Source organism: Sellimonas sp. (genome assembly GCF_047234585.1).
GTDB classification, from domain to species: domain Bacteria; phylum Bacillota; class Clostridia; order Lachnospirales; family Lachnospiraceae; genus Sellimonas; species Sellimonas caecigallum.
Map to the genome: position 1 here is coordinate 40984 of NZ_JBKSWG010000008.1, position 12545 is coordinate 53528.

The window sequence follows — 12545 nt, forward strand, 5'->3', positions numbered from 1 at the left end:
TATGGAGATATCCATGGGGCCATTTTTGACCTGTTTTTTGACGATCCTGGTACTCACAGGATATCTGTATATTGTTCTGTATAAATCCAGAACAATCTTTAAGTGCAGGGTAAAGATTATCTTTGCCGTCATGGCAGTCATCATGATACGCATGCTCATACCAGTCAACTTTCCTTTTACGTATACAGTGTATTCGTATCATATACTGATTGGATTGGGCGATATTATCAATGCCCATATAGAAATTGGTGGAAAGCAAATCTTCGTTTTTGATGTCTTTGTCATTTTATGGGCCTCAGGTGCAGCCATACAGTTGGTGCGCTATATTTGGAAACGCTGGATGGTACGGAAATATCTGGAGTACTATCTCGTTACAGACAAGGAAAAGAGAGCGTATTATGATTCGTTTTTACGAGCAGCAGGCATAAAAAATATGCGGATAGCCGTGTTGCCAGGAGAGAATGGGGCAGCCATCTTCGGACTGATCCGTCCAATCATGATTTTGCCCGATTATATGTTGGAAGACCAGGATATGAGTTATATTATCCAGCATGAGATCGAGCATTACCATCATTATGATCTATGGCTGAAATGGATCGTGGATCTTCTGGCGGTTATCCATTGGTGGAATCCGCTGGTGTATCTGATGCGCCGGGAGTTGAACAATGTACTTGAGCTTTCCAACGACTATGTTGTGACAAAAGAGATGACGGAAAGGGAAAAAGTAGATTATGCTCAGACCTTGCTGAAAATAGCAAAGCTAAAGCAAAAAAGAAACCGGTATGCTCTGAATCTTGCAGATGGAGGCTGTCTGGAGATAAGGGTCCGCCTGCTCATGGAACCAAAAGAGCCAAAAACGAGAAAGCAGCGTCTGACGATATTGGGACATATGATTTTTATCGGCCTTGTCATGCTGGTTTCTGTGATCGTTGTTCCGGAAGTGTCGTATAGAGAAGAAATAAAGTTACGAAATGAAGAAGAGGGAAGTTTTGAAATGACTCCTGAAAATGCGTATTTTATTAAGACGGAAGAAGGGTACGACGTATATGCGGATGGGATATACAGAGGAACAATGGAAGAAATAGATGAGACATTCAAAGAAATGGGGATCCCAGTTTATGAAGAAAAGGGAGAACAAGAACAATGAGCAGAAAGATTGCAGTAACCGGAGCCAATGGTTTTCTTGGTTCCAGAGTGGCGGCGTATTATCAGGAGAGGTATGAGACGATCGGCTACACGAGACAGGAGCTGGATTTTACAGACAGAGAGAAAGCAAAGAAGGTGATCAAAAGGGATCATCCGGATATTTTGATCCATACGGGAGCCATATCAGATACAAGTGCTTGTGAAGAGAACCCACAGTTGTCGTGGAAAGTCAATGTGGAAGGAGTAAGCAATCTTGCCAGTGTATGTGGAGAACTGGGGATTCGGCTGATTTTCTGTAGTTCTGATCAGGTCTACATGGGAAACCAGGTTCGGACACCACACAGGGAGAATGAAAAGCTTTGTCCCGTGTCCGCGTATGCATGTCAGAAACGAAAGGCCGAGCAGGAGGCGTTGCGTCTGCAGCCGGATACGGTAGCTCTTCGGCTGAGCTGGATGTTTTCCGCGGACAGGAGAGAAGGCAAGGAGCATGGGACGCTTTTTTCCAGTATCCGGGATGCAATACAGAACGGGTGCGAGATACGCTATCCGGTTCATGATTATCGGAGTATCACAGATGTGTGGGAAGTAGTCAGAAATATGGAAATCATGTTTCAGGCGCCAGCCGGGATCTACAATTTTGGAAGTGAAAATGATCTCAGTATGTACGAAGTTGTAAAGAGAGTTCTTGCGCATATCGGGAAAGGGCAGAACCTTTTAAAGAAAAATGAGGAAGCATTTGCGGGGGATCCCCGCAATCTGAGGATGGATATTGAGAAATGTAGAGCTGCCGGCGCGGTGTTTCGGACGACCGCGGAAGCGCTGGAGGCAGCAGGAGAGACGATGTTTATTACGAACCCTCCATTATAATAAAAAACTCCCGTAAAAGGGAGGATGCCGGGTAGCTGATCGGCTCAGCTCCCGACATATATTATGAAAAAGTTTATTCAAAAGGTATTTTACCTGCGTCGTCTTTGACTTTTGTATGTTGTTTTCCTTTGATGATTTTAGTATAGCTTTTATTCATGAAAAAAGAGTGTTCAAGAAGTGAAGCTTTGTAAAACAAAACATGAACAAAATATGAACGCAGGAAATCCGATTGTGCAGGTTGTACACAGATGCCTATTTTCTGAAAATAAAATGTGGCAAACCGTCTTTTTCAGGAACTTCCACATGTCCCTGGATAAGTGGAAGGGCATAGCGGAGAAAATCTTCTGTCACGTCGGAACCGTCATTGCAGATCCATTCCGCCGGAACTGGTTTTTCGGCGTTGCATATCTGATTCACATCAGCTGTGCCAAGTTCCATTTCGTAAGGCTCGTCTTTCACACGGTTAAATGTGATCATTACACCTGTGTCCCCCAGAAGAGCGCGCTCTACCGCGTAGGATCCTGCAGCCTTTGCCTCCTCCACATCAGTTGCAGACAGGCAGGAGGAAGAACAGCGCTGGCAGACATTGAGTTCTACAGAGCGGACTTTGACGCCAAGCTTGTCTTTCACGAGATTTTCCAGGTATTTTCCGGAGCCGGTCAGCATCTTGTGTCCGAAGTTGTCGGTGCCGACTTCGCTCGCGTATTCGCATATAAATGTGCCTTTGTCATCGTGGATTCCCTCAGAGATACACACAACGAGGTTAGATGTCGTTTCGAGTGCCGTCTTTACCTGACTGATGAATGCTTCCTGGTCAAAGTCGGTCTCTGGAAGATAAATCAGAACAGGGTTGTCTCCCTCGAATTTGCGGGCAAGGGCAGATGCAGCCGTGAGCCATCCTGCATGGCGTCCCATGATCTCTACAATGGTCACGGATTTTTTATTGTCATATACAGAGGCGTCCACGGCGATTTCACGCACAGTGGTGGCGACATATTTGGCAGCGCTTCCAAATCCAGGGGTGTGGTCTGTGAGTACAAGGTCATTATCGATTGTTTTCGGGACACCGATAAATCGGATCGGGCTTTCAATGGAAGCTGCGTAGCGTGAAAGCTTGCTGACAGTATCCATGGAGTCGTTTCCTCCGATATAGAAGAAAAGGCCGATCTCATACTCGTCAAATTTGCGGAATAATTCCAGATATACCGGATCATCCAGATTTTCCGGAAGTTTATAGCGGCAGGAACCAAGATATGCCCCAGGTGTCGTCGGAAGCAGCTCGATAGAGCCATCTTCCATGAGTGTAGACATATCCATGACATGACCGTTTAAAAATCCTTCGATACCGTTGACCATTCCGTATACATGGTCTACAGACACATCTTCAAGTCCCTTTTTGGCTACTCCGTAAAGGCTCCCATTGATGACGGCAGTCGGTCCGCCGGATTGTCCAACAAGTAAATTTTTTCCCATAGTTATCAGTCCTCCAGTTTTTTGCTTTGAGTCCAGTATAACGAAAAAATCTGAAATTTGCATCTTTTTTGTGTAATCTTCTTGGAAAAAGGGGAAAAAAAGATTATACTAAAGGCATCAATCGCCTAAAATTATGGAATGGGGGAAATTTATGAAATACATTACATTTGCAATACCATGTTATAATTCACAGGACTATATGGAGAGGGCTATCGAGTCGGTTCTCGTCGGCGGAGACGATGTGGAGATCATCATCGTAAACGATGGTTCCAAAGACCGGACAGAGGAGATCGCAAAGGAATATGAAGAAAAGTACCCAAATATCGTAAAGGCCATCAGTCAGGAAAACGGGGGACACGGAGAAGCGGTCAATACCGGACTTTCACATGCATCGGGGAAATACTTTAAGGTAGTGGACAGCGACGACTGGCTGGATGAGGAGGCGCTGAAAAAGGTGCTGGAGACACTGAAGGATTTTGAGGAGAAAGACCAGGATCTTGATATGCTCATCTCAAACTATGTATATGAGAAGGTAGGGGTGGAGCACAAAAAAGTCATCCATTATAGAAATGCTCTTCCTCAGAATGAGATTTTCGGGTGGAGTGATATCGGACGCTTTCGGATCGATCAGTATATTCTGATGCATTCTGTGATCTATCGGACAGAGCTTCTTAAGCTGATCCAGTTAAAGCTTCCAAAGCATACATTTTATGTGGATAATATTTATGTCTATTATCCGCTTCCTGCCGTTAACACGATCTACTATTTGGATGTGAATCTGTACCGCTACTATATTGGCCGTGATGATCAGTCAGTCAATGAGAAGAATATGATCAAACGGATCGACCAGCAGCTTTTTGTCACAAAAACTATGATCGATATGTATCAGATGAAGCGCATTACCAATAAAAAGCTGAAGTCCTATATGATCAAGTATCTGGCGATCATGATGACGGTGTCTTCCATCATCTGTATCCGTTCAAAGAAGGAGGAGAACCTGAAAAAGAAGAAGGAACTCTGGCAGTATCTTAAGAAGCGGGATTACAGAACGTACTTTAAGATCCGTTACGGAATTCTCGGGCAGACAATGAATCTTCCAGGAAAACCAGGACGAAAAATTTCCTCCATGGGGTATTCCGTCATGCGCAGGATCATCGGATTTAATTAAATATGCATAAAGAAACAGCCATAGGGCATACTACTCTGTAAAGATCAGTAAAGGAGTAAGATGACTATGGCTGTTAATTTTTCACAGAGCAGGACAAAAGAGAATCTTATGAGAGCATTTGCAGGGGAAAGCCAGGCGAGAAACCGATACACGATTGCTGCGGAAGAAGCGGAGAACAAAGGGTTCTATGCGCTGAAAGAGATCTTTTTGTTCACGGCGGAGCAGGAGAGGGCGCATGCGGCCAGGTTTTATGAATTCCTGAAACAGGAAGCGGGCAATACGATCGAAATCGATGGCACCTATCCGGTAGATCAGTCAGAAAGCCTTGTGGAACTTTTGAATATGGCGGCTCACAATGAAAGGCAGGAGCACGAGGATGTTTACCCGGCATTTGCCAAAACAGCGGAGGAAGAAGGATTTCAGGATGTGGCCTATACATTCCGGGAAATTGCGGAAGTGGAAAAGGTTCATGGGGTGCGTTTTACGAAACTTGCGGATATGCTGAAAAATGAGACATACTATGAAAAGCCGGAAGGGGATGAGTGGATGTGTCTGAACTGCGGCTACATTTTCAAAGGGACAAAACTCCCGACTATGTGTCCAGTATGTCATAAAGAGCGAGGTTATTTTATCCCTGCATGTATGGCGCCGTATCTTGGATTTGAAGGAAGCGGATATGAAAGAAAAGGAGAGTAGATGACAGAAAATCAGAAAATCGAAAACATCTTCAATCTTGCGCTCGATGCCACAGAAGAAGAACGGAAAAAATCAGAAAACCTTGATGTGGGATACTACGAAGAAGAAAATGAATGGGATGTGATCATACTGTATCTGGGATCCTTGGAAAAAATCCGGGAGTTGTCTGAATTTGTCACTCCGCTCCTTGGCAATTTTGCTGTTGTAAGAATCCGGGAATCTATGCTCGAGAGACTTGCAGCATTGGAGGAAGTCATCTATATTGAAAAACCGAAACGACTATTTTTTGAAGTGGTAAACGGAAGAAGGGTGTCGTGCATCGATGCGGTGCAGACGCCCCGTTTTCGGCTTACCGGGAAAGGGGTGCTCATTGCAGTCATTGATTCCGGAATCGAATATGCCAACCGCGATTTTCGAAATCCAGATGGAACGACAAGGATCCGGTTTCTGTGGGATCAGACCATAACAGGCACAGGAACTCCGCCGCAAGGATACAAAATCGGGGCAGAATATACGAAGGAGCAGATTGATGAGGCTCTGAAGAGACCGGAACGCTCGGAAAGACTTGCTCTCGTGCCAAGCATTGACACATCAGGACATGGGACTGCGGTGGCCGGCATTGCGGCAGGAAATGGGAGCAACAGCCAGGGGTTCTACCGGGGAGTGGCAACGGACAGTGAGCTGATTGTCGTGAAACTTGGAAATCCTGGAAATATCGGATTTCCAAGAACGACAGAGCTGATGCAGGCAGTGGATTATGTAGTGAGAAAAGCAGAGGAGCTTGAGATGCCGGTTGCCATAAACTTAAGTTTTGGAAATACATACGGATCTCATGACGGTACCTCCCTTTTAGAGCGATTCCTGGACGTGGCGGCACAGACAGGGAGAACTGTGATCTGTGTAGGGACTGGAAATGAGGCGGCCGAGTCCGGACATACATCCGGGTACTTAAGAGAAGGGCAGGATGAGGAAATTTCCCTTGCAGTGCAAGAAAGACAAGGAGCATTCAGTGTTCAGATATGGAGCGATTACACTGATGTATTTGGAGTTGTGCTACAAGCTCCTTCGGGGGAACGGTCTGGAATGATCCGGGAAGCTCAAGGGCCGCAGAGATTCCGATTGGGAGATACGGAGATTCTTTTGTATTATGGCGAACCAAGCCCATACAGTGGACTTCAGGAAGTTTATTTGGAACTTTTGCCGTTTCAGGAATATGTAAACAGTGGAGAATGGCGGATCATTCTCATTCCGGAACAGATTGTTACCGGGAGGTATGATCTGTGGCTTCCGAGCAGCTATACGCTCAACCAGGGAACCGGATTCCTTTATCCCACAGAAGGGCGTACCTTCACGATTCCGTCCACATCGGCCAGGGTATTGTCGGTAGGGGCCATCGATGCAAGGACGATGGCCTATGCTGATTTTTCCGGGAGAGGAAGACAGGCGGCAGACGATAGGGGAAAGCCGGATATCGCGGCCCCCGGGGTCAATGTTATTTCGGCAGATCAGGAGTCTGGATATGCCGCTTTTACCGGCACTTCTTTTGCAGCTCCATTTGCATCGGGGGGCGCGGCGCTTTTGATGGAGTGGGGAATTGTAAATGGGAACGATCCCTATCTATATGGAGAGAAGCTGAAAGCGTACTTAAGGAGAGGGGCTCAGGAACTGCCCGGATATGAGAGATGGCCCAATGACCAGCTGGGATATGGTGTGCTTTGTATCAGAAATAGTATTCCTGTTTAGGCAATATTGATATTTTTATGACATTTAATTTGTTGAATACTTCTAAAAAAGTGAAAAGACGAAAAAAAAATATGTCGAATTTGACACCTCCTGTTATTTTTTGAAACCTCTACTATATATTTATTTTATCGATAAAGAACGGGAAAAACAAAAAAAGTCTATAGGGTGTTTTTCAGTAAGGAGGAAGAAAATGACGACAATTTTAACTGGAGTAGGAATGCTGATCCTTACATTGGCATTGTTCTCATTGTTCAGCATGAAAATGCCAAAAGGTTCACTTGCCATGAGCGGTATGGCAAATGCAGCAGTAGCGACATTTCTGGTGGAGGCGATCCACAAATATATTTCCGGCGATCTGTTAGGGATCGAATTTCTCCGTCAAGCAGGAGAAAATGCCGGAGGATTCGGAGGAGTAGCGGCAGCTATCTCTGTTCCGCTCTGTATGGGAACAAACCCGGTACTTGCAGTATCTGCCGGTGTTGTACTCGGACAGTTCGGTATCCTTCCTGGATTCATTGCCGGATATGTAGTTGGGCTGATCGCGCCGATCATCGAAAAGAAACTGCCGGAAGGTGTCAACGTTATTGTGGGAGCGCTGGTTATCGCTCCATTGTCTCTTGCAATCGCAACACTTACAGATCCGCTTGTCAATATGACGCTTGCAAGGATCGGAGGAACGATCACAGCAGCGGCAGAACAGTCTCCTCTTGTGATGGGATTCCTTCTCGGAGGTATCATGAAGATGATCTGTACCTCTCCGCTAAGCTCTATGGCTCTTACTGCCATGATCGGGCTGGACGGTCTGGCAATGGGGATCGCAGCGATCGCGTGTGTGGGAGGATCTTTTACAAATGGTATCGTATTCAAACGTCTGCATCTTGGAGATAAGAGCAATATCATGGCAGTTATGATGGAACCACTTACACAGGCACCGATCATCACAGCCAATCCGATTCCGATTTACGGTTCCAACTTCTTTGGAGGAGGACTTGCAGGTGTATCGGCGGCAGTATTCCATATCATCAACAATGCACCGGGTACAGCGTCCCCGATTCCGGGGCTTCTGGCACCGTTTGCATTCAATGATCCAAAGAATGTAGTTTTGGCAGTCTTCTTCGCAGCTATCGGAGGAACACTTGCAGGACTTGTAGGAAGTCAGATTTTCAAGAAGCGTTATGATAAACTGAGAAATGAAAAGCAGGAAATCTCAGTTGAAAAAGCAGCAGTAGCAGAATAAAACCCTATAGATAATCAACCAGAAAAAGAGCGCGGGATTTTGTCCTGTGCTCTTTTTCTTTTAATGGATCAGATATGTTCGCAGTATGCAAGGAGAGAATTGAGGAAAGTACGGATCTTTACGTTTCCATGTTTATCGCTTTTGCCGCGGATGTAGTCCATCTCTTTCCGAACTTGCTCAAAGTTGTAAAGTGTATTGGAAAACTCTGTAAATACTTCGTTTGAGTAATCCTCGAGTCCCAAATGTGCCAGATTGACCATTCCGGAGAGGGCAGCTCTTCGGATTCGCTGTTCGATGGATTTTGGATTGTCACTGAAATGGCTGAGAAGCTTCTGCAGAGTCTGCTGCTCCAGTGTTTCGTGATGATCGTGGAGGTATGTGATCAACGTGATAATATCTCTGCTTCCGATTTCTCCGATGATACCAAGTTTCTGAAGGATGGATGTCAGCCGATTCTGGAAAGTTTCAGACTGAGATGATCCGGACTCATCCGGCACTGAATCCCGGAATTCGGTCTCAAAAAGAGACTGGACTTTTCCAAGTGTCCGCTGCATGGAAAGACTCTTGGCTACATTTCGGATGACAGACTCTGTCTCAACTGCGTTGAGGGGTTTCTGGATGAAAAAGTGGATTCCTGCTTCATAAGCCTTTGCGATCAGTTCTTTGGAGGAAACTTGGGAGAGCATGATGAAAGCGCTGTCGGGACATATTTTCCGTGCTTCCTCCACAAATGAAATACCGTCCATCTCCGGCATCAAAAGGTCCACGATGATGATATCCGGCTTGACAACGCGGATATCATCCAGGGCGTCGTGTCCGCTTGAAGCAGAACCGCAGCACTCGCCAAGATTCCTCTCTTTGATGAGAATATTCAGTATGGTTCGGACATTTCTGTCATCGTCTACAAAAAAGAATTTCATTTTGATTCCTCCAATGTTGTTTTCTTGAAAGTAATGTGAAAGCTTGTCTTTCCTGGACGGGAAGTGGCCGTGATCGTACCTCCAAGCTGCTCCACAATGATATTTTTTACAATATTAAGTCCCAGGCCTCTGCTGATTTCTCCGGTCTCATAATTGATTTTTGTAGAAAATCCCGCATCAAAAATCATAGGAAGGATGTCCGGCGAAATGCCAGGGCCGTCGTCTGTCACAGTGCAGAGAAGGGATTCGCCTGTCTCTTCGATAGAAATATCAAGTCTGACATGATCTTTTTCGGAAGCCTCGATGGCGTTCATGAAAAGATTGCGGAATACGGAGAGCAGGCAGTAAGGATCCGGCACGCAGAGCGATGTGTTCCCGTGGACGTGGAAAGAAACCGTCTTTTTATGTGAAGCCGCAAACTGCCGGATGGGATCTTCCAAGATAGAAAAAAGATCTGAAAAAGGAAGAGATTTTGAAGTGGATTCCAGAGAGAGAACATCCGACAAGCCTCTGAGAATCAGATAGTACTCCTTTTTGATCTCATGAATATTGTTTGCCACTACGAGGGCATCTTTTGCGGCATCCTTTGTGCCGGAATCCGCACGCAGCCGTTCAAAGAGCTGATAGGCAAGATGCATAGCAGATTCCACCATGCCGGAATTCTTTTTCATCCAGATGACTTCCTCCTGAAGACGGGAAGTCAAAAGAGCAAGATTTTGATAGTAATCTTTCTGTTCCCTCCGGATCAGAACAAGGTGGTACTGCCGGAATATTGTGATGAATATGAAGATCAGCACTGTTCGAAGCAAGGCTGTGATCAAAATTCCGGATTGCGAAGAGTTGGAAAATGCATTAATATTAAGACGAAGCATCAATTCCCCGAAATTTGCCAGATAGTCACAGAAAAAAAGCGCCGCAAGATCTTTCCATATTTGGCCGGTTCCACGGAGTTTTTTCAGGTAAAAAGTAAGAATGATGCCGTAAATAATGTAAAATCCGAGTTCCGGGAGTGATATAAGGAATGCTTGTTCCAGGCCGTTCCCATTCATGCAACTATAGAAGGTACGGGAGAGCAGGACAAAGATCCCGGATAAAAGAGATACTGGAAACAAAGGAAAATGATCGGAGAGGAGAGAAAAAGCAGCAAGGAAAACAATCCCAAGAGATACGCTGAACTCAGGGGAAAAAATATTAATCTGAAATTGTGCTGCTGCTGCCGTGAGCACGCTGTAAAAAAAAGTGTGAATAAAAATATCCAGATGTGTCTGTGGTTTCATAATCCCTCCTTAATATTTCTATTTTAGCATAAAAAGGAGAAAAATAACATGCTGAAACGAGAAGATTTATACGGAATGCCATATTATAAAAAAGCGGCATATCTTGGGAGTGTATCTCCGAATACGAGATTTCGCATCGCTTTGAAAGAAGATAAGCTTGAGGCGGCAGTGTGGAAGGAGCCTTACTGTTATGACAAGACGCCGGAAGAGAAAATCGAGAGGAAAGAATTTCCAGCTCAGGAAGAAGGGTTCCATGAAATAACAGACTGGATCAACCAAAAAGCAAAAGAGATGGCAAAGTTATAACAGAATCATCAAAAAATCTTCACGTTAAAAACACAAACCCTGCTTATACTTGATAAAACAGTGTATTTATTTTATCAAAGAAAGGGAGGGGGATGTCCATGAAGAAAAAAGTGGGAATTCTGCTGGCAGGCTCCTGGTAGTGTTGGCAGTGATTGGTGGAAAACAACTGATTATTGACGATTCACAGGTAGAGAATACTTCCAGTCTTACAAAAGAGCAGGAGACCAGAAAAGAAAAGATCCGGGAAATTTATACGGCAGATTACCAGGAAGAGGCATCACAGGAGCTGGAAAAGGCAAAACAGGAAGATACTTATACATTATCCAATATGCTGGTAAAGGAAAATCCATATGGGACGAACACAATGTCGCTTTATGTGTATTTTGAGACGGAAAAACCAGCTAAAGTGTCATATACCGTCCACGTGGACGATCAGGATATAGCTGACTTCCAGGGGCAGTTCTATCAGGATGAAACATATATGACAGACCATGAATATCAGGTTATCGGGCTTATACCGGAAGAGACAAACGAAGTGACATTTACAGTAGAATATGAAGACGGGACAAGCGAGACGAAGACTATCAGTCACGAGATGGGCGAACTCTGGGGCAAAGAAGACATAAAATTGGATGCCGAAGATAAGGTGGAAAATGCCGGGGAAAAACTTACAGATGGGCTGTATGTGATCCTGGGAAATGACAGCTCTGAGCTGGATTTCATGTACTATTATGACAATGACGGGATTTTAAGAGGTGAGATCCCTCTGATCGGATATCGAAGCCACAGACTTCTTTTCCAGGATGACCGGATGTATTACAGCATCTCAGAGACGAAGATGGCAGCGGTAAACAGGCTTGGGCAGGTCGAGCAGATTTACGACCTTGGGAAATATGAGCTCCATCATGATTATGTCTTTGATGATGACGGAAATCTCCTGATTTTGGCAAGTGATTCCACAAAGGAAAGCGTGGAAGATATGATCATAAAAGTGGACGTCCAGACAGGAGAGGTCACAGAAGTGCTGGATCTTGCAGATTTATTCGGAAGTTACAAGGAGACTTGCGTCAATAATTCAGACGGAGATTTGGACTGGATGCACATCAATACTCTGCAGTGGCTTGGGGACGGAAGTGTGATCTTAAGTTCCCGCGAGACATCCACAATCCTGAAAATCGATCATCTTTATGATACGCCGACACTTTCTTATATGATCGGACAGGAAAGCATCTGGGAAGGAACGGGATATGAAAGCTATCTTCTTGAGAAAGAAGGAAGCTTCAGCAATACAGGAGGACAGCATTCCGTTACGTATGTGGAAGATCCGTCACTTCCGGAGGGACAGTATTACCTTTACCTTTATAATAACAACCTTGGGGTAAGCGAGTCCCAGCCAGACTATGATTGGAGTGAGATTGAAGGAATTTCTGAAAGTACTAAGGAAGGGACGTCACATTACTATCGGTATTCGGTAGACGAAAAGGAAGGGACGTATACCCTTGTAAATTCTTTTGACGTACCGTTTTCCCCATATGTGAGCAGCGCACAGGAAGTTGGGGACAATGTGGTAATGGATTCCGGTATGGCGGGAGCTTTTGAAGAGTACAGCCAAAATGGAGATCCGATACGGACGTTTACGATGGATAAAGAAAAATTTATTTACCGTGTATATAAATATGATTTCCGAAATTTCTATTTTAGTTAAGAAGAAA

At 44.9% G+C, this 12545-nt stretch carries 11 protein-coding genes; 8 read left to right on the forward strand and 3 right to left on the reverse strand.

Annotation, left to right across the window (positions count from 1 at the left end):
* Position 1 precedes the first annotated feature (1 nt).
* Positions 2-1147 carry a M56 family metallopeptidase gene (locus tag ACLROL_RS04645; RefSeq protein ID WP_087210251.1) on the forward strand — a complete coding sequence of 382 codons (1146 nt, stop codon included), beginning with the start codon at positions 2-4 and terminating at the stop codon, positions 1145-1147.
* The gene (locus ACLROL_RS04650) at positions 1144-2013 is read left to right on the forward strand and encodes an SDR family oxidoreductase (RefSeq protein WP_087210253.1); all 870 of its coding nucleotides are present in this window, start codon (positions 1144-1146) and stop codon (positions 2011-2013) included. Before ACLROL_RS04645 ends, ACLROL_RS04650 begins: the two co-directional genes overlap by 4 nt.
* A 252-nt stretch (positions 2014-2265) precedes the next feature.
* On the opposite strand, the gene ACLROL_RS04655 is transcribed toward ACLROL_RS04650, so the two are convergent.
* A complete protein-coding gene (locus tag ACLROL_RS04655) occupies positions 2266-3486 on the reverse strand; it encodes a 6-phosphofructokinase (RefSeq protein ID WP_087210256.1) in 1221 nt (406 codons plus the stop codon).
* Between the two features lie 151 nt (positions 3487-3637).
* On the opposite strand from ACLROL_RS04655, the gene ACLROL_RS04660 reads away from it, so the two are divergent.
* The 4 genes from ACLROL_RS04660 (at position 3638) to ACLROL_RS04675 (ending at position 8330) form a co-directional block, all read left to right on the forward strand.
* Positions 3638-4654, forward strand: coding sequence for a glycosyltransferase family 2 protein (locus ACLROL_RS04660; RefSeq protein ID WP_087202060.1), 1017 nt, complete (start codon positions 3638-3640; stop codon positions 4652-4654).
* 66 nt (positions 4655-4720) lie between these two features.
* Positions 4721-5350 (forward strand): rubrerythrin, encoded by a 630-nt coding sequence (gene rbr / locus ACLROL_RS04665; protein WP_087202058.1) that lies wholly within the window; start codon positions 4721-4723, stop codon positions 5348-5350.
* Positions 5351-7093, forward strand: coding sequence for a S8 family peptidase (locus ACLROL_RS04670; protein ID WP_413067419.1), 1743 nt, complete (start codon positions 5351-5353; stop codon positions 7091-7093). It abuts the gene before it with no gap.
* Positions 7094-7283: 190 nt separating this feature from the next.
* The gene (locus ACLROL_RS04675; RefSeq protein WP_287450032.1) at positions 7284-8330 is read left to right on the forward strand and encodes a PTS sugar transporter subunit IIC; all 1047 of its coding nucleotides are present in this window, start codon (positions 7284-7286) and stop codon (positions 8328-8330) included.
* Positions 8331-8398: 68 nt separating this feature from the next.
* Here ACLROL_RS04675 and ACLROL_RS04680 read toward each other — a convergent pair whose 3' ends face one another.
* Together ACLROL_RS04680 and ACLROL_RS04685 are read right to left on the reverse strand one after the other, a co-directional pair.
* A complete protein-coding gene (locus ACLROL_RS04680) occupies positions 8399-9250 on the reverse strand; it encodes a response regulator (RefSeq protein WP_087202052.1) in 852 nt (283 codons plus the stop codon).
* A complete protein-coding gene (locus ACLROL_RS04685; RefSeq protein WP_221920312.1) occupies positions 9247-10527 on the reverse strand; it encodes a sensor histidine kinase in 1281 nt (426 codons plus the stop codon). Before ACLROL_RS04685 ends, ACLROL_RS04680 begins: the two co-directional genes overlap by 4 nt.
* A gap of 48 nt (positions 10528-10575) precedes the next feature.
* Between ACLROL_RS04685 and ACLROL_RS04690 the strand changes: the two genes are divergently transcribed.
* Positions 10576-10833, forward strand: coding sequence for a hypothetical protein (locus ACLROL_RS04690; protein WP_087202047.1), 258 nt, complete (start codon positions 10576-10578; stop codon positions 10831-10833).
* 139 nt (positions 10834-10972) lie between these two features.
* Complete coding sequence (locus ACLROL_RS04695) at positions 10973-12538, forward strand: aryl-sulfate sulfotransferase (RefSeq protein WP_413067420.1); 1566 nt, start codon at positions 10973-10975, stop codon at positions 12536-12538.
* The last annotated feature ends 7 nt before the right edge of the window (positions 12539-12545 follow it).

Excerpts from the sequence above, each read along its gene's own strand:
- ACLROL_RS04645 (WP_087210251.1), top strand. The coding sequence starts at position 2 with ATGGAGATATCCATGGGGCCATTTTTGACCTGTTTTTTGACGATCCTG.
- ACLROL_RS04650 (WP_087210253.1), top strand. The coding sequence starts at position 1,144 with ATGAGCAGAAAGATTGCAGTAACCGGAGCCAATGGTTTTCTTGGTTCC.
- ACLROL_RS04655 (WP_087210256.1), bottom strand. The coding sequence starts at position 3,486 with ATGGGAAAAAATTTACTTGTTGGACAATCCGGCGGACCGACTGCCGTC.
- ACLROL_RS04660 (WP_087202060.1), top strand. The coding sequence starts at position 3,638 with ATGAAATACATTACATTTGCAATACCATGTTATAATTCACAGGACTAT.
- rbr (WP_087202058.1), top strand. The coding sequence starts at position 4,721 with ATGGCTGTTAATTTTTCACAGAGCAGGACAAAAGAGAATCTTATGAGA.
- ACLROL_RS04670 (WP_413067419.1), top strand. The coding sequence starts at position 5,351 with ATGACAGAAAATCAGAAAATCGAAAACATCTTCAATCTTGCGCTCGAT.
- ACLROL_RS04675 (WP_287450032.1), top strand. The coding sequence starts at position 7,284 with ATGACGACAATTTTAACTGGAGTAGGAATGCTGATCCTTACATTGGCA.
- ACLROL_RS04680 (WP_087202052.1), bottom strand. The coding sequence starts at position 9,250 with ATGAAATTCTTTTTTGTAGACGATGACAGAAATGTCCGAACCATACTG.
- ACLROL_RS04685 (WP_221920312.1), bottom strand. The coding sequence starts at position 10,527 with ATGAAACCACAGACACATCTGGATATTTTTATTCACACTTTTTTTTAC.
- ACLROL_RS04690 (WP_087202047.1), top strand. The coding sequence starts at position 10,576 with ATGCTGAAACGAGAAGATTTATACGGAATGCCATATTATAAAAAAGCG.